Raw genomic sequence first — 18,386 nt, forward strand, 5'->3', positions numbered from 1 at the left:
CTATTTTTTGAATAACTAATTATAAATATCAAGAATTGATTTTACTGAGGATTTTAAGTAAATAAATAATAGCAGCATTAACTTCTTAAAACCAATAAAGAGGATGTATAAAACATCCTCTTTAACTCAAATATTCAAAAAAAACACAAAGTTTTAGTAGCCTTCGTTCTGTACCAAATTAGGGTTAGATATTATGGCCGTTGCAGGAATTGGAAATAAAACTCTAGTAACATCAGTGTTACTCTTATACTCCCAAGCATCACTAAATTTACCAAAACGAATTAAATCATTTCGTCTCCAAAATTCACCATACAACTCGCGTCCTCTTTCATCAAGCATGTCTTCCTCAGTTACAGCTGATAAAGGAGCCGTATTTCCGTTTGCATTTCTCATGGCACGTAACTCATTTACTAAACCTAATGCCGTTTCTGATGATGTGCCTCCTCTAAGAACAGCTTCAGCTTTCATTAAATGTGCATCTGCATATCTAAATAGGATTTGATGCCCCGTAAAACCTCCATTTTCTGGATGGTATTTGATTAATCGTATACCTGTAACTTCATTATTACCCAGAAGACCTGGTAGTTCTCTTGTATAGTCCAATTGATTTCCAACACGATCTGTCATTGCGGCCCCAGTTTCGTCGTATTGTTGACCTATTAAAAAACCGTAACCAATCCCTAAATTAGAGCCATCAGTTGGTACAAATCCTCTGCGTTCTTCTTGTCCTGATCCAGGGACATTGATATTCGGATCACCTTCAAATGTGTCATAAAATTCAGACAAGGTTGTAAATCCATTCCAACCACCGCCTTCATTATCTGGTGAGTTTTGTTTGTAATGCAAAGTGTTCCATATTCTTGGACCTACTTCTGATGTTGTAAATAAAATAGTTTCACTATCAACATCATTTTTAAAAATATCAAAATAACCACTTGCCAACGCAAAGCCATCCGCCTTAATTGCATCTACATATTCTACGACCCTAGTCATATCTGCAGGATCTGCTGAAGTTCCTAAATAGGTATGTTTATTCAAATATATTTTTGCTAAAAGATGATTTGCAGCAGCTTTGGTTGCTCTATTTAATGAGCCACTAGGGCCAGAAGAGGGTAAATCTGGTAATGCTTCTATTAAATCTTGCAGGGCGAAATCAATAGCTTCCGCTCTAGTTTTCACACTTGGATTAACGTCTGGTCCTTCATCTGGAGTTCTAAAAGGGGCCTGCCCGTACAAATCCGCAATCCAAAAGGTACTAAAACCTCTTAAAAACTTAGCCTCAGCAACTTCTTGTGGAGTACTTTCACTTCTAGGATCAATAATTAATGTAGCTCTATATACATTTTGGTTAAAACTATTCCATGTGTTTTTTACATCCCTGTGTAAGGCATCCCAATTGTGGTCATGTAGATTACGCCACACACCATTATCTCCCCAGTCAGTTCCACGTGTAGGCACTAATAATTCATCTGAACTGACCTCATTTAAAGCATATAATCCTTCTTGAGTTTGAATTTGGGATCTTATATCCGAGTATAATCCATCTAATGAGGCTGCTGGATCTACACCTCCAAATTCTCCAGATAAACTTTCGTCAAAGTTGGAATCTGTCTGTTCAATTTCCAAATCAGTACAACTTATAGATATAATTAATACTGATAATGTTAACCATTTAATTGTATTTTTCATTGTTTTATTTTTTTTTAAAAAGATGCATTTAGTCCAAATGTAACGGTTGTCGCTCTTGGAAAACTTGTATAATCGATACCTGCTGAAGGTATATTATTAAGTGAACTAGGGGTGTCTACTTCTGGATCTAATCCTGAATATGGAGTAATAACAAATAGATTTTGACCAATTAGTGAAAAGCGCAATCCATTAAGGAATGATTCTTCTTTAAGATTTACACTATACCCTACAGATAAATTCTGTAATCTTAGGAAGTCCCCTTTTTCCAAAAACCTAGTCGACACGTCAGGTGCATTTGCACCAGACTCTCCATTTGTGAGTACATTTGCATTCACATTTTGTCCTGAATTAATTATTCCTGCTGTAAAAAAAGCATTTGCCGTGTTATTATAAATATACTGTCCGTATTGCCCTGTTAGAAAAGCATTCACATCCCAATTTCTATAACTAAAACTAGTGTTAATTCCTAAAGTGATGTCTGGTAATGCACTCTTATCAACAAACTGTTGTTGGTCTCCATTAGGGTAAATTGAGATACCATTTTCATCAAAACCAGCAAACTCTCTTAAGTAGTAAGAGAATAAAGGACGACCTTCTGCCAATAATTGTGCAAAAGCGCCTGTTAAACCATTACCATTTATTCCACCTGTTTGTATCAATCCATCAAAATCTTGGACTTCATTTTCATTATAAGCAACATTGAAACCAAAGTTCCAATTCATATCATCTTGTTGAATTATGTCGTAGTTAGCCATAAATTCTATTCCTTGGTTAATGACTGAAGCATCTAAATTTGAAAATACGAAAGGTTGAACGGCAGGTTGGGCAGACTCTTGTTGTAATAACAAATCTGTAGTTGATTTGTGGTAGATATCAACAGAACCATTTAAGCGATCATTAAAAAAACCGTAGTCAAAACCTATACCAAATTGCGCTGTTTCTTCCCATTTCAAATCTGGGTTTGCAAATGAAACTAAACTGAAACCTGGAGGGTTAACTTCACCACCATTACCAATACTGGGATCTGCAAAACGCTGTCTTGGTAGAAAATTACCATAACCTAAACCATCTTGGTTTCCTGTAATTCCATAACCAACACGCATTTTAAGTGTTGAGAATGCCTCTGGTATAAAATCTTCTTGGTGTAATTGCCATGCAAATGCACCAGAAGGAAAATACCCATATTGATTATTTGTTCCAAAACGAGTAGAACCATCTGCTCTCAAGGTGAAAGTAAACAGATATTTATCGTTAATTTTATAATTTACCCTTCCAAAAAACGATTGTAATTCATCCGTATTGTCATAAAAGTTACCAGTAACTGAGTTTACAGGAATACCTGTAGGAGAAGTCAACGAAACATTCGAATTAATTATTGGAAGAATCTGATTGATAAACAAACCATTTGAACTAAAGCCGTATTGTTGATAAGGAGTGTCACCAATAGAGCCTTGAATTAAATCTGCAGCGTTCTCCAGATTATTCGCCATCTCAGCTAAATTACTAGTATTTAGACCAAAACCTTGAATTGTACGACCGTAGTTTCTAAAACTTTGAAACGAATAACCTGCAAGAACCTCTAAATTCGAATTTCCAAAATCTTTGGTATAATTTAATGTTATGTCTATCAATTTATTTTCAACATTTAAATCTTGTAAAGCAGCTCGCCCATTTCCAGTAACACCATTGTTGAATCCATCAGCGTCTGGAGAAAGTACTTGTGTTCTTGTTGCTTTTGATTGATCATACCCTAAATTTACTTTAGCTTTTAAATTGCTTAAGATTGAATACTCTGCTCCAGCATTTACTAAAACTCTATCTGTTTCATTTAAATCTTCATAGTAGTCTAAAAGTTGTCTCGGATTTAATTTACCATCACCACTAGTAAAATTTAAGTCATTGGGCCATGTTGGATTGGCAAAATAAGTAGCACCGAGTAGATCTCCTTGAGAACCCGCAGAATTTGTAATAAATGGAGCTTCATCATCAATTCTAGAATAAGTAGCGTTTACATCTACTTTTAATTTATCGTCTAAAAATTTATGCGATGCATTAATTCTACCTGTAAATTTTGCTTGTGAAGAATTTTCAACAACACCTTGCTGATCAACTAGACCTAGTGAAGCTCTTACATAGCCATCTCCATAATTATTTGAATATGAAAATGAATTATCTTTACTGATAACATCTCTAAAAACAACATCTTGCCAATCAGTATTAGCCCCAAAATCCAATTCAGAAGCGTTACCACCATATTGAGAAATCGCGCTTAAAAATTGTGGTCCGTTTAGTAAATCAAACGTTTTCGACACAGTTGAAAAGCTGGTGTTAGAATTAAATTCAAAAACACCACCGCTACCTCTTATGCCACTTTTTGTGGTAATTATTACGACACCGTTTGCGCCCCTAGAACCGTAGATGGCAGTCGCAGATGCATCTTTTAAAACAGTCATGCTTTCAATATCATTCGGGTTTAAAAAACTAAGTGGATTTCTAGCAGAACCTCCTCCACCTCCTATATCAGCTGCACCAGCAGTACCACCATCAGAGAGAGGTATGCCATCTACTACAAATAATGGGTTGTTATTAGAACGAACCGAAGATGTACCTCTAATTCGTATTGCAATACCAGAACCAGGCTCTCCACTAGCTTGGCTTATCTGAACACCTGCTGCTTTTCCTTGTATAAGCTGTTCTGGCGATGCTATGACGCCTCCATTAAAATCTTTTGCTGAAACAGTAGTAACAGCACCTGTAGCATCTTTTACAGTTGTAGTACCATAGCCAATAACTACGATCTCATCTAATTTAGAAGCATCTTCAAGTAGTATTATATCAAGGACAAGTTGTCCGGAATAGACCACCTCCTGTGTTTTGTAACCCAAATAACTAAATACAATAATATCGTCAATAGACACATCCTTAAGCGTGTAAGTACCATTCATGTCAGTTTGAACACCATTATTAGTGCCTTTAACCGATATATTAACGCCTGGTAATGAAACGACCTTATCGTTAACAGTACCTGAAACGCTTTGAGAGTGAAGTAATCCTCCTAAGAAAAGGAACATAACACAAATAATTTTCGTTAATAAATTTTGTTTCATAATTAAATTAATTAGTTAGGGTTTAGAGAATTAAAAACAAACATAATATAATTAACAGATTTATCAAAACTTTTTGAAAAAATAACGATAAGGTTTTCGTAAAATCCATTTATATCTTTGAATTATGGACATATCAAATTAAATAATGGGCGATATGTGAAAAGTTATAAACCTTTTATGAAAATAATAATTTATGATGCCCCTCTTAGATTTTGGTTTTTAGAAGTATGAAGACCGTTGCAACGTAAAATCTAATAAATAGAGTTTTTAAATCACCTTAATCATATATATGTATAGTCATTAAGTCTTATTTTAATATATGAAATTACAGAAAAAGCCTAAATTAGGAGACACGGTTTGTGATTTGCAATCAAGAAAGATAAAGGGTGTCGTTATCGGTGACAAAATCAAGGACACCAATACTAAGGCTGTTAAAGAACCAAAAGGCAGAGGTATTGCTATCGTTATGTTGACAGAAAATAATCACGACACTACTAAAGCAGTAAGATTTTGAATTCATCTTACCAACTTTAAAGTCAGTCTGTTACCAAAAGATAAATTCAAAGAAGTTGAGGCGCTATAAGACCAAAGGAAAGAAGCTGCTGTGACAGGTTATGGTTTAAATGATGCTCCAGCATTGGCTAATATTGCGATAAGTACAGATGTGGCTATTGAGGGTTCGATGATTACTTTGGTAAAAAGGGATTTACATGGAATTATAAAGACCCGAAACTTGAGTGAGGCTTTTATGAAAAACATCAAATAAAATCTGATATTCTGCACTCATCTATAACACGGTAGATATACCCCTTGCAGCAAGGGTTTTATTTCAAGTTTTTAGGATTCTGCTCTCACTTATGAAAGCAGTATTGGCGATGAGTTTTAGTTCGGTTTCTCTTATTGCCAATTCTTTACTGTTAAAAACGCGACTATATAATTATACCCAATTGGAAGATTGATGAAATTTAGTAAGGAACGGATATACTATAACGATTGACTAGAAAAAACAAAAGCGTAAACAAAAAAATTTATTTAGGCTCCAGAAGTCCGTTCCGCATGTATTTGTTAAATTTGAACATTAGAACAGCAACCCATAAATCTTGTACATATACTTTATGTGCAAGCCGAGCCATTCTTAGCTTGGATTAACTATAAAATTAAAACAGAATGAATACGACTAGAACAATTAATCTAAAAAGCAGACCTAAAGGGACTCCCAACTTATCAGACTTCGATTTTACTACTTCAGAAGTAAAAGAACTACAGAAAGGTGAAGTATTGCTTCAGACAACCTATGTTTCTGTAGATCCCTATTTAAGAGGGAGAATGAGCGATGCCAAGTCTTATATTGAACCTTTTGAGCTCAATAAACCCATTGTCTCTGGAATTATTGCTGAAATCATAGACTCCAAGAGTGATCATTTTAGTGTTGGTGATTTCGTCTCTGGGGTTTTAGAGTGGAAAGAAACTCAGGTCGCCAAGGAGGATAGTTTAAAAAAGGTAGATCCTAGCAAAGCTCCACTTTCTGCTTATTTAGGTATTTTAGGAATGACTGGACTTACGGCTCACCTTGGACTTACCGAGATAGGAAAACCGAAAGAAGGTGAGACTCTGGTCGTATCTGGCGCCGCAGGAGCGGTTGGAAGTATCGTAGGACAAATTGGAAAAATCCTCGGCTTACACGTCGTAGGAATTGCTGGGAGTGATGAAAAGGTAGATATGATTAAATCTGACTTTGGTTTTGATAAAGGCATCAATTACAATACCACCGAAAACATGACTCAAGCCATTGCAAAAGCTTGTCCTGACGGAGTAGATATATATTTTGATAACGTTGGAGGTGAGATCTCAGAAGCGGTCCTCTTCAATATTAATAAATTTTCAAGAACAGTTAATTGTGGAGCCATCTCTGTCTACAATAACACAGAGTTGCCAAAAAGCACTAGTGTTCAACCTTTTCTAATTAAGAACAGCTCTTTGATGCAAGGCTTTGTCATCTTCGATTATGCAGATAAACATCCTGCTGGAATTAAGCAATTAGCAAAGTGGTTGCAAGAAGGTAAGCTCGAGTATACCGAAACGATTCAAGAAGGATTTGAAACTATACCACAAGCCTTTTTGGACCTTTTCGAAGGGAAGAATAAAGGGAAAATGGTAGTGAAACTTTAAACTATCCTGTCAACAAGTTTAAAATAAATCATGTATGAAATTAGACGTTCGATAATATGATAAAATCAAGAACACTAATAAATAAAATAATTTTGAGCAATAAGAAGAGCCTCGGAAATCGAGGCTCTTTTTGGTAGTGTTGGGTTATTTTTTAAAACATTTTAAATAAGACTGTAAGTACAGCTGATTTTGAGTCGGTTAATAGGATTGATAGAAAAGTATAATGTGGAACAAAGAGCTCAAAAAGACAAACCACTATAGCAACCAATTTATATTATTAAAATACCCAAATTCCTATTTGAGATGAAAGGGGAACACTTATTAAGCATAAAAAAGGATTTACTTTTTATGCTTCCAGCTAAACCCTTTTAGCATCAAAGCAGCTCTTAAGATGTCTTTCTGGCTTACAATACCTATAATTCTATCATTTTCAACCACGGGGAAACGGCGTCTTTTAGATTTTAAGAAGAGGTTTGCAGCATCAAACAGACTGACGTCAGGAGAAATGGTATTTACGTCTTTAGACATGTATTTTTCAACACTTACATCTTCCATTGGCATATTGTAATATCGACTTTCAGAAATTTGCTTAACGCAATCGCCTTCAGAAATAATTCCTATAACGCGCTTTTGGTCATCAACAACGGGACCACCAGAAACTCTAAATTTTATGAGTATCTCCACCACTTCGATAATACTTTGAGCTTTGTTGAAAAGTATCATGTTTTGAGACATACAGTCTCTAACTGTTATTTTTTCTGCTTGTTTATTGACCTCTCCAACTTGTTGACCTTGAAAACTTTTAATGCCCATGATATATAATTTAATATTAAATTAATCATAAATATGACAATACAGCAATTTAAAAGGTTAAAAAAAATTAATAGTATAATTTATATTCTGTTTTTTTATGAATTTTAGAGTGTTCTTTTCAATTAAACAAGAGTTTCCTAATACTTTTTAGCAAAAATATTATTTCATACCGGGTTGTTTAATTTCATAACCTGTTTTGTCTTTGTTTTGTTTTACCATTTTTTTGACATCTTTAAGTAATTGTTGGGCATCATAAATGATTCCATCCTTAATGGTGTACTTAACACCTCCCACTCTAGTCACTTCGTTATCTTCAGTTAATTTGATAGCACCAGTTCCATAGAGTACCTTTAAGTTCTCCAATGGGTTTTCTTCTACGATAACAAAATCGGCTAGTTTACCAATTTCAACTGATCCAATTTTATCTTCCATACCCAAAGCTTCAGCTCCATTTAGTGTCGCAGACATCATGACTTCCAATGGATGAAAACCAGCTTCTCTAAGTAATTCCAATTCGCGGATATAAGCGAATCCATAAAGTTGGAAAATAAAACCAGAATCGGACCCAGCGGTCACTCTTCCACCTCTATTTTTATATTCATTGACAAAAGTCATCCATAATTGATAGTTTTTTCTCCAGTCCGTTTCTTGTTCTGTTCCCCAAGAATGCCAGTAGGACCCATGTGATATTTTACTAGGTTGGTAGAATTCCCAAAGCGATGGCATGGTATAGTCTTCGTGCCATTCTGCCCGTCTGGTTCTCATTAAGTCACGACTTGCTTCATAAATATTGAAGGTAGGATCTATGGTAAAATCAAGCTCGATCAATTCGTTCATCACTTCATTCCATTTCTCAGAATAAGGAGGTGCCGCCTGTTCCCATAATTTCCCAGCTTCAGAAAATCGATCCTGCTCATTGTTATAATTATAGTCTAATTTGTAATGCTGAACGGTTCTATCAGTAAATAGGGCTTCTGGCAATCCATACCAATGTTCCATACTCGTCAACCCTGCTTGAGCAGAATTTATTACATTCCATCTGGCGACGTCCATTTGGGCATGGTGCATAGCAGAACGCAAGCCAAGACTTTTATTTTCCTCTAAAGCAGCTTGCATGATTTCTGGCTTTGCTCCGAAAAATTTGATGCCATCAGCCCCTTTTTCAGCGTTACCCTGAACCCATTCCTTAGCTGCTTCAACTGAACTTATCTTTGATTTACTGCCCTGACCGAAAGCGGTATATGCCAAGATTCTTGGAGCTGTGATTTTATTTTTGGCAGATTTTGCTTTGTGTTCTAGCACCCAGTCCAACCCATTACCAGCCGAAGGATCTCGTATGGTCGTTACCCCATGACCCATCCATAATTTGAAAACATATTCCGCAGTAACACCCTGGGCTTCTCCTCCAATATGTCCGTGCATATCTATAAAACCAGGCAAGAGATACATACCAGAAGCATCCAATTCCTTTCCGTCAGGTTTAAGCTTTGGTCTATTGCTATCCTGTATGTCTACACCAGGATATCCCACTGTTTTAATTTCCGCAATTTTATTTTCCTCCACAACAATATCTACTGGTCCTAATGGAGGCGCCCCATTTCCGTTGATTAATGTGACTCCCCGAATAATCAATTGCGACCAAGGTCCTTCGCCTTCAGTTCTTTCTGGAGCACTTTCAATTTGCGCCCAAGCTGTGAGCTGAATACACAAAACAAATACCGATAGTAATAGCTTTTTCATAATTTTTATTTTCTAAAAAATGTAAGGTAAGAAAGTTTGTCAAGACGAACTTAACTTTCAATAAGCTTGTTTTTTAGTTTGTACTGTTTGTTTTCTGTTGAATTTGTTACTGCCCTATTTTTTATTTTAAGACAAGTTTTAAGATTTTTAAGTTAAGTTAGGAGGTTTAGTTAAGGCTTAAAGTTAACTTTGCGAAGTATTGAAAAGAAGAATAAAAACGAATGGCGAAAAGAAAAAAAGAATCTGACCTTCCTAAGGTTAAACTCAATAAACAAAATCTCAAAAAATCTCTCCGTTTATTCTCTTACATCGGTCCACATAAGTGGAAGTTGATTGTAGGAATAATTTTCCTTGCTTTTACTGGGGTTACGGCGTTGCTATTTCCTAAACTTATGGGAGATTTAATTGAGACTGCAGATTTCACTTCAGAGGATATTAATAGAATGGGACTTATACTTTTAGGGCTGTTTACCGCCCAAGCTATTTTCTCTTTCTTTCGTGTTGTTCTTTTTGTGGATGTGACCGAAAATATGCTTTCTGCCATACGCCAAGATACCTACAACACCTTGGTCAAAATGCCGATGCAGTTTTTTTCTTCTAGACGTGTTAGCGAACTCAATAGCAGAGTGGCCGCAGATATTTCCCAAATACAAGATACGTTTACTACAGGAATCGCAGAATTTTTAAGGCAAATGATCATTGTGATTGGGGGTATTTCAGCCTTATTTTTTACTTCTGTAAAGCTCTCTTTATTGATGCTAGCGACCATTCCTATTTTTGCAATCGTAGCTGTAATTTTTGGAAAATTTATAAAAAAATTATCTAAAGATGCTCAAGATAAAGTAGCCGATTCCAATACTATCGTTGGAGAAAGCTTGCAAGGAATTGCCAATGTGAAAGCATTTACTAACGAAGCTTTTGAGATGTTGAGGTATAAATTTGCCGTCAACGATATCAAGAAAATCGCTATCAAAGGGGGTCTTGCTCGTGGAGCGTTCTCCTCGTTTATTATATTTTGCATTTTTGGAGCCATCGTCCTTTTGGTCTGGTATGCCGTAAAGCTTCAAAATATTGGAGAACTCACCCAATCCGAATTGATCACTTTTATACTTTATACTATTTTTGTAGGTGCATCTATAGGGGGGTTACCTATACAGTATGCTCAAATTCAAAAAGCAATTGGCGCTACAGAACGCGTATTTGATATTATAGATGAAGAACCCGAAGTAATTGAAGAAGACCCGTCCCCAAGGCTAATTAAAGGTGAATTGAGTTTTGAAGATCTTAAGTTTTCCTACCCTACACGTCAAGAAATAACAGTTTTAAAAAGCATCAATTTTAAAGCCAGACAGGGAGAATCCATAGCCATTGTTGGGCCTAGTGGTGCAGGAAAATCAACTATTGCTTCTCTTATTTTGAGATTCTACGAACCTCAAGATGGTCAAATGCTATTGGATGGTATTCCAGCTTCCAGCTTTACATTGCACGATTTACGAAGTCAAATGGCGATTGTACCTCAAGATATTTTATTATTTGGAGGAAGTATAAGGGAAAACATAGCTTATGGTAAGCCAGAGGCTCCCAACGAAGAAATTATAGAAGCGGCCAAAAAAGCAAATGCTCATGATTTTATTATGTCTTTTCCCGAACAGTATGAAACTATTGTTGGAGAAAGAGGTGTTCAGCTTTCTGGTGGACAGCGTCAACGGGTCGCCATTGCTCGAGCAGTCCTTAAAAACCCCGTCATTTTGATTTTGGACGAAGCGACGAGTTCTTTGGATTCTGAGTCTGAAAGACTTGTACAGGATGCTTTAGAAAAACTCATGGTAGGAAGAACCTCTTTTGTCATCGCCCATCGACTTTCTACCATCAAAAATGCCGATCAAATCTTGGTATTAGAAAATGGAGAAATTATTGAAAAAGGAACACATCTGGACTTGATTGAAAACGAAAACGGACTCTACCGTAAACTGATTCAGTTACAGATGGAATTGAACTAATTTTAAGGTGATCCACTTTAATTACAGCAGAAAAATCAAAAGCATATTAACCCAGCTTCACTATAATTTTTATACTTTTGAGGCTTAATTTTTTTAAAGCCGGATTATGTCACCACTCAAAACCTCGTTTCCAAAAGATAAAATGAAAATAGTCCTTTTAGAAAATATCAGTCAGTCTGCCATAGATAGCTTTAAAAAAGCGGGTTATACACATATAGAACAGCATACAGGCGCTTTATCTGGGGAAGAACTGGATACCGTTTTAAAAGAGGCTAAGGTGGTTTGTGTGAGATCCAAGACTCAATTGACAGAAGAGGTAATTACAAAAGCCAAAAAACTCGTGGCAATAGGTTGTTTTTGTATAGGCACAAACCAAGTAGATCTTGAAGCGGCCAATAAAGCTGGAGTGTGTGTCTTTAATGCTCCGTTTAGTAATACGCGCTCTGTTGCAGAATTGGTAATTGCATCTGCTATTATGCTTATTAGAAGAATTCCAGATAAAAACAGAGCTGCTCATGCTGGAGAATGGGACAAAGATTCTACCAATGCACATGAAATTAGAGGGAAACGCCTAGGAGTTGTAGGCTATGGACATATTGGGTCTCAGGTTTCTATCTTAGCAGAAGCTATAGGATTACGCGTGTTTTATTATGATGTTGAAAACAAATTACCACTTGGAAATGCCGAAGAAATAAGCGACTTAAAGTCTCTAATAGAACATTGCGATATCATCACTCTTCATGTTCCTGGAACAAAACAGACTCAAAATTTATTTGATGAGCAAGTGCTGAATTGGTTTCAAAAAGGGCAATTATTAGTCAACATGAGTCGCGGCGATGTCGTTGATATTTCAGCTTTAAAAGAAGCTTTGGAGGAAAAACGCATTAGCGGTGCAGCAATAGATGTGTTCCCAGAAGAACCGAAGAATAAAGATGAAATGTTCATCTCGCCCTTGCAAAATATATCTAATGTTATTTTAACACCTCATATTGGTGGCTCTACAGAAGAAGCGCAATGGAATATTGGCTTAGACGTTTCATCCAAATTGATAAGGTATATAGAGAGTGGAGCAAGTCTTGGGAGCAAGTCTATCCCAGAATTATCATTGCCAAAAATGGAGGATACACATAGGATTTTGCATATACATAAAAATGTCTCTGGTGTTCTTTCAGAAATAAACTCTATTATCTCTAAACTAGACGTCAATATTTTAGGGCAGTATCTCAGCACTAATCTAGAAGTTGGCTATGTTGTCCTTGATATTTCCAAAAACGACTCTCTTGACACCTTAAAAGAATTTAAACGAATTGACCACACCATTAAAGTAAGAATCCTTTACTAGGTGATAAACGTGACGCTTTAAAATTGAGTATTTTCTTCTGAAAAGCATTGTTAAATAATTATAGAATTGATTTTTTCTTTAGCCAATTGATTTGATATCAAAAAGATTCAGATGTATTAAAGCATCTTCTGAAGCCTATGAGACGCTATCTTGTTTTAAACCATCCAGTAATACTTAGGCGTAAATCATCCAATACAGGTCTTACTTCATGCTCTAAAAGTTGACTTTCAAAAATAACCACTCGCCCTGGTAGAGGATGAATAATCACCTCGTTAGAATTTTCTGGATAAATGACAAGCTCTCCTCCGTTAGTCTTTTTCCACGAGTCATCATTAAGGTAACAAACCATAGATAATTTTCGTCTATCATCGTTTTGAAATGTATCCAAATGCCTTTTGTAGAAAGTGCCTACAGGATATACCGCATAATGGAACTCTTGGTGCAGGATTCCCATAAAACACGTCATATTTAAATAGTCTTTGAAGGTCTTAAAGGCTTCAAAAAAAAGATGCTCTGCAGAATTGGCTTGTTGCTCATCGATCCATTGAATATAATCTCCTCGAATAGCTTTGCTGATAGATTCATTTACTTTATTTCCAATCGCTGCTTTTTTTAGTTCACTATGGTTATGCAGCATTTTGAGTCGCTCCCTTAAGCTATCGACAAGCTTAAGCTCAAAGAAATTATCACATATGGAATAGTTTTGGTTTAGCAAGTCAGAAATCAGGTGTTCAAAAAGAGGATTTTCTTTAAAAGAAAGATCTTCAGTAAGAAGAGTATGAGCCATTAAAAAGGAGTTAGTTTATCGGTGTAAAATTAGCAGAAAAGGGGATCACTTGTTGTTTATATTTTTAGACCCAATTCCACTAGTAAATTTCTTAAATCTATTATCTTTGCAGTAATTTATTAGACCATGGCAAAAATCAGAATTACCAAACAATTTACTTTTGAAACCGCTCATGCTCTGTATGGCTATGATGGCAAATGCAGAAATATTCACGGTCATAGTTATAAATTGGATGTCACCGTTATTGGAGAACCTATCACAGATATGGATAATGTAAAATGCGGGATGGTCATAGATTTTGGAGATTTAAAATACATTGTAAAATCTCAGGTGGTCGATAAGATGGACCATGCTATTATTCTTAATAAAGAAACGCCACATATAGAGCTAGCGCAAACTTTAAAATCCTCTGACCATGATGTTATTCTTGTAGATTATCAACCCACAAGTGAAAATATGGTGATAGATTTTGCTAAAAGTATACAGAGTAAATTAGATCCTAAAATTAAATTACACTCTTTAAAACTTAGAGAAACAGGGACGGCATTTGCGGAATGGTTTGCTAGCGACAATGCTTAGAAATCAATTTCAAATTCTGTAGTCTCTTTATTTTCTCCTTCTCCATTTTCGAGTTCATCGGTAGCGTTATCACAATCGATCTGGATATTTAAATTATCAGGCCTTTCAAATTTATCTTTAGAGATGTTCAAAGTGCCGTTGTTATAGATGTCAGTCATGTACATTCCCCAAATAGGTAAAGCCAAAGTTGCGCCTTGTCCATAAGTAATTGTTGGAAACCTTACACTCCTATCTTCGCCTCCTACCCAAACTCCAGTAGCAAGATTGGGGACCATACCAATAAACCAGCCATCACTTTGATTCTGAGTCGTTCCCGTTTTACCAGCAATATCATTTTCTAGAGCATAGGGATAGCCAGTAACCGCTCTTTTATAAAGCTCGGTTCCTTTGGCATAATCTGAATTGGTTCTTAACCTCCGGCCAGAACCAAACCGAGTAACACCTTCCAAAAGTTTAATAGTCACAAAAGCAGATTCTTCGCTTAAGACATCTCTACTTTGGGGTTGATGTTGATATAGAATAGTTCCATTTTTATCTTCTATACGTTGGATGGCATAAGGTTTTACGTAAACCCCTTTGTTGGCAAAAGTGCTGTAGGCAGAAACCATATCGTAAACACTTATATCTGGGGTACCCAAAGCTATAGCTGCTACAGGAAGTATATTTGAGGTATCAATACCTAATTTATCGATGAGGTTGATTACACTTTCAGGGCCTGTTTTATTAATAACACGAGCTGTAATGGTATTTATAGACTCCGCTAGAGCTTGTTTAAGGGTTTTCATCCCTCCGTAGTCTGCACCGACGTTGTCTGGTGTCCAATCTTCGGTAACACCGTGTCGTCCTTTTGGTATAGTGTAAGGTGTATTTGGAAATTCATCACAGGGTGATAAGTGCAATTGATCTATGGCAGTAGCGTAGACAAAAGGCTTAAAGGTAGACCCTACTTGACGCTTCGCTTGCTTGACGTGCTCATATTTAAAAAATTTATAGTTGACACCCCCTACCCAGGCTTTTATTTCTCCTGTTTGTGGAGTCATAGACATCATACCCGTGTTCAAAAAGGATTTGTAATATCTTATGGAATCTTTGGGGGTCATTAGAGTATCAATAGGGCCTTCCCAAGAAAATAAACGCATTTCTCGTTTTCTATTAAAAGCCGCTATAATGGAGTCTTTATCAATCCCTTTTCTACGCATGGTTTTATAGCGATCAGAATTTTTGATTCCTTTATTCAGGATACTCTCTATTTCTGAAGAACTTATACTTCTAAAGGGGGCTGTTTTGTTGTTTTTATTTTGAGTGTCGAACTCTTTTTGAAGATTCTTGAGGTGCTTTTCTACGGCAGTTTCTGCATAACCCTGCATTTTGAAATCCAAAGTCGTATAGATCTTCAAGCCGTCTCTGTACATGCTGTAAGAACTTCCGTCTGGTTTTGGATTGTCATCAATCCAATCTTTCATGAACTCTTGGACATATGCTCTAAAGTAAGTGGCAATCCCGTCATCGTGCTGTTCTGGAGAAAAGTATGTTCCCAGTGGAAGTTTTTGCAAAGAGTCCTTTACTATCGTGGTTAAAAATCCGTTTTTTTCCATTTGTTTTAGAACTTGATTTCGTCGTTCTATGGAATTCTTTTTAAACTGATCTTTAACTGGATTATAGAGAATCGGATTTTTCAGCATAGCTACTAATGTAGCAGACTCTTCAATCGTTAACTCTATTGGCTCTTTAGAAAAATAAATCCTAGAGGCTGAACGAATTCCAACAGCTTGATATAAAAAATCAAACTTGTTGAGGTACATCGTGATAATTTCGTTCTTAGCATACTGCTCTTCCAGTCTTACGGCGATGACCCATTCTTTTACCTTTTGTATAATTCTATTGAAAGTTCCACTTTTATTAGGATCTGTAAACAAAAGCTTGGAAAGTTGTTGAGTAATGGTACTCGCCCCGCCTTTTGAGCCCAAATAAATAGCAGCTCTTAGCGTTCCTCTAGCATCTATACCTGAATGACTGTAGAATCTTTCGTCTTCGGTAGAGACTAAAGCGTTGACAAGGTGATCTGGAAGATCCTCATAATTGATGGGCGTCCTATTTTCCTTAAAATACTTTCCTAGAGTTTCTCCATCTATGGATATAACCTCTGTAGCTAAGTTGGTTTCTGGATTTTCCAGCTCTTCAAAGGTGGGCATGGTTCCTAGAGCTCCCCAACTGGCTAATAAAAAAATTAAAGCAATTCCTAAAACACCAGATAGAAATAAAATCCAGAATCCTAAAATATACTTTTTGAAACTTGTTTTTGATGATGTGTTCTCTCCCATGTTTTTTTTGAAAGAATTAATTTTCTTGTTTTAGTATGGTTTCTATATGGATTCCAAAATCCATGATTCCTTTTAAGGTATCTAAGGCTTCAACCTTTCCAAATTTTCTCATGACTTGGTTAATTTTTACGATGTAAGTCCCTTGCTCTGAAAAAGCAACACCCGCTTTATACCACAATTTACTTTCTTTAACGCTTCCAAACCCCTCACCCATTAACTCACCGTTTGGGTAAGCCATCTTATATTCTAGCGTGTCTCCAATTTGCATTCCATTAGGAAATTGAATATTAGCAATGAGAAATAGATTATCAAATTCATAGTCTTGATTTACCCTTGTGTTAAAAAACAAGTGGTAAGGATTAACCGTATCTGGAGCTTCAAATGAATACTCCAAAGTATCAGTGTTTTTCCATCCATTAGAAAAACTCCTATAGTCTGAAAACGCCAGTTGGTCATCACAAGCTAAAAAGCTAAAACAAAGAATAAAAAGAAGTAATAAATTACGAATTAGCATTATTTCTTTTGGAATTCTTGTGTTTACTAGATTTTCTTTTGTTGCGAGGATTTTTTTGTTTTGGTTTATCAAAACGAGTTAAACTATCTTGACCTACAGTATTCTCAAATGCTGTCTTTTCTGGAACAATTTCACTGGTAAATTCTTCTAAACTAGCTACTGGGCTTTTATCGCGTTGAGCTTTCAAAATAATTTTTATCGCATCAGTATCTAGCTCAATCCAGTTGTTGTATTCTTTCTCATAAGCATACCAAAGCTTCCCTTTAAAAATATCTATTTTTTGGCAAACAGCATCGCCCTTTTGAGTGGTTAATTTTTGATCTTGTCTTGGGAAGTCCTTCAACGCTTCAAGATAAGTATCCAATTCGTAGTTAAGACAACATTTCAATTTTCCACACTGCCCAGCAAGCTTTAAGGGATTAAGAGAGAGTTGTTGATACCTAGCTGCGGAAGTTTTTACAGTTCTAAAATCTGTTAACCAAGTTGAACAACACAACTCACGACCACAAGAACCTATACCTCCAAGCCTAGCAGCCTCTTGTCTAAAGCCAATTTGGCGCATTTCTATTCTTGTCTTGAACTCGTAAGCAAATTCCTTGATGAGTTGTCTAAAATCCACGCGTTCCTCTGCTGTATAGTAAAACACAGCTTTAGAGCCGTCTCCTTGAAATTCAATATCGCTTATTTTCATTTTAAGCTTCAATCGAATTGCAATTTGCCTGGCTTTTACCTTCATAGCATCTTCTCGTTCTCTGGCAATTTGCCAAACATCAATATCCTTTTGAGAAGCTTTCCTATAAATTTTAAGGATTTCGTCGGACTCAGGGTCTGTTTTTTTCTTTTTCATCTGCACTCTTACAAGTTCACCTGTAAGGGTAACGATACCTATATCATGTCCTGGGGAAGATTCAGTAGCTACAATATCTCCTATGGAAAGCGTTAACTTTTTAGTGTTTCTAAAAAACTCTTTTCTGCTATTTTTAAATCTTACCTCTGCGCAATCGAAAGCTTCTTGACCTCTAGGAAGTTCTACATCCGATAACCAATCAAAAACGGTAAGTTTATTACATCCATCTGTCCCGCAAGTTCCGTTGTTTTGACAGCCTTTAGGTTGACCGTCTTTTCCGGTCGAGCAACTGGTACATCCCATAAATTATATATATGTTGAAGCGTTATTAAGTTAAAACGCTGAAGATTAAAATTTCGTATTTAAAACAAATATACCAAATAATTACTAGAGCTCTTCTATTAACTCTTTGGAGTTATAATATTGGATTTGATAGTACCAAACTTAAGTTTTTTCGATCTTTGTAAAAAAAACTATA

The 18,386-nt window shown here is 36.0% G+C and carries 14 protein-coding genes; 6 read left to right on the top strand and 8 right to left on the bottom strand.

All coding sequences use genetic code 11. The annotated features are described in order from the left end of the window. Window positions 1–153: 153 nt before the first annotated feature. On the bottom strand, window positions 154–1,689 hold the full coding sequence (locus CXF67_RS09935; protein ID WP_102088599.1) for a RagB/SusD family nutrient uptake outer membrane protein: 1,536 nt from the start codon (window positions 1,687–1,689) through the stop codon (window positions 154–156). 14 nt (window positions 1,690–1,703) lie between these two features. Further along, window positions 1,704–4,796, bottom strand: coding sequence for a SusC/RagA family TonB-linked outer membrane protein (locus CXF67_RS09940; RefSeq protein WP_102088600.1), 3,093 nt, complete (start codon window positions 4,794–4,796; stop codon window positions 1,704–1,706). 319 nt (window positions 4,797–5,115) lie between these two features. On the opposite strand from CXF67_RS09940, the gene CXF67_RS19070 reads away from it, so the two are divergent. The 3 genes from CXF67_RS19070 (at window position 5,116) to CXF67_RS09950 (ending at window position 6,965) form a co-directional block, all read left to right on the top strand. Continuing rightward, window positions 5,116–5,310: a hypothetical protein gene (locus CXF67_RS19070; protein ID WP_102088601.1), complete on the top strand. Its 195-nt coding sequence runs from the start codon at window positions 5,116–5,118 to the stop codon at window positions 5,308–5,310. A 90-nt stretch (window positions 5,311–5,400) separates the two neighbouring features. Then, the gene (locus tag CXF67_RS19075; RefSeq protein WP_180957959.1) at window positions 5,401–5,562 is read left to right on the top strand and encodes a hypothetical protein; all 162 of its coding nucleotides are present in this window, start codon (window positions 5,401–5,403) and stop codon (window positions 5,560–5,562) included. Between the two features lie 401 nt (window positions 5,563–5,963). Continuing rightward, window positions 5,964–6,965: an NADP-dependent oxidoreductase gene (locus CXF67_RS09950; protein ID WP_102088602.1), complete on the top strand. Its 1,002-nt coding sequence runs from the start codon at window positions 5,964–5,966 to the stop codon at window positions 6,963–6,965. A gap of 339 nt (window positions 6,966–7,304) precedes the next feature. Here the strand turns inward: CXF67_RS09950 and CXF67_RS09955 are convergent, their stop codons facing one another. Together CXF67_RS09955 and CXF67_RS09960 are read right to left on the bottom strand one after the other, a co-directional pair. Beyond that, complete coding sequence (locus tag CXF67_RS09955) at window positions 7,305–7,778, bottom strand: CBS domain-containing protein (protein WP_102088603.1); 474 nt, start codon at window positions 7,776–7,778, stop codon at window positions 7,305–7,307. A gap of 159 nt (window positions 7,779–7,937) precedes the next feature. After that, entirely contained in the window at window positions 7,938–9,518 is a 1,581-nt protein-coding gene (locus tag CXF67_RS09960) for an amidohydrolase family protein (RefSeq protein ID WP_102088604.1), read from the bottom strand. Window positions 9,519–9,739: 221 nt separating this feature from the next. Here CXF67_RS09960 and CXF67_RS09965 point away from each other — a divergent pair, with 221 nt between their 5' ends. Further along, the gene (locus CXF67_RS09965; protein ID WP_102088605.1) at window positions 9,740–11,518 is read left to right on the top strand and encodes an ABC transporter ATP-binding protein; all 1,779 of its coding nucleotides are present in this window, start codon (window positions 9,740–9,742) and stop codon (window positions 11,516–11,518) included. Between the two features lie 106 nt (window positions 11,519–11,624). After that, window positions 11,625–12,860: a phosphoglycerate dehydrogenase gene (serA, locus tag CXF67_RS09970; RefSeq protein WP_102088606.1), complete on the top strand. Its 1,236-nt coding sequence runs from the start codon at window positions 11,625–11,627 to the stop codon at window positions 12,858–12,860. Between the two features lie 145 nt (window positions 12,861–13,005). On the opposite strand, the gene CXF67_RS09975 is transcribed toward serA, so the two are convergent. Then, window positions 13,006–13,647 (bottom strand): 2OG-Fe(II) oxygenase, encoded by a 642-nt coding sequence (locus CXF67_RS09975; protein ID WP_102088607.1) that lies wholly within the window; start codon window positions 13,645–13,647, stop codon window positions 13,006–13,008. A gap of 126 nt (window positions 13,648–13,773) precedes the next feature. On the opposite strand from CXF67_RS09975, the gene CXF67_RS09980 reads away from it, so the two are divergent. Beyond that, window positions 13,774–14,226: a 6-pyruvoyl trahydropterin synthase family protein gene (locus CXF67_RS09980; protein WP_102088608.1), complete on the top strand. Its 453-nt coding sequence runs from the start codon at window positions 13,774–13,776 to the stop codon at window positions 14,224–14,226. Here CXF67_RS09980 and CXF67_RS09985 read toward each other — a convergent pair. From CXF67_RS09985 to CXF67_RS09995, 3 genes are read right to left on the bottom strand one after another with little or no spacing between them, the layout of a single operon-like run. Continuing rightward, entirely contained in the window at window positions 14,223–16,547 is a 2,325-nt protein-coding gene (locus CXF67_RS09985; protein WP_102088609.1) for a transglycosylase domain-containing protein, read from the bottom strand. The two genes, CXF67_RS09980 and CXF67_RS09985, sit on opposite strands and share 4 nt — an antisense overlap. A gap of 16 nt (window positions 16,548–16,563) precedes the next feature. After that, a complete protein-coding gene (locus CXF67_RS09990; protein ID WP_102088610.1) occupies window positions 16,564–17,061 on the bottom strand; it encodes a gliding motility lipoprotein GldH in 498 nt (165 codons plus the stop codon). Then, complete coding sequence (locus tag CXF67_RS09995; protein WP_102088611.1) at window positions 17,048–18,211, bottom strand: PSP1 domain-containing protein; 1,164 nt, start codon at window positions 18,209–18,211, stop codon at window positions 17,048–17,050. The genes CXF67_RS09990 and CXF67_RS09995 overlap by 14 nt, the downstream gene beginning before the upstream one ends. Window positions 18,212–18,386 lie beyond the last annotated feature (175 nt).

Origin of the sequence: Psychroflexus sp. MES1-P1E, assembly GCF_002836055.1 — a bacterium.
Lineage (GTDB): Bacteria > Bacteroidota > Bacteroidia > Flavobacteriales > Flavobacteriaceae > Psychroflexus.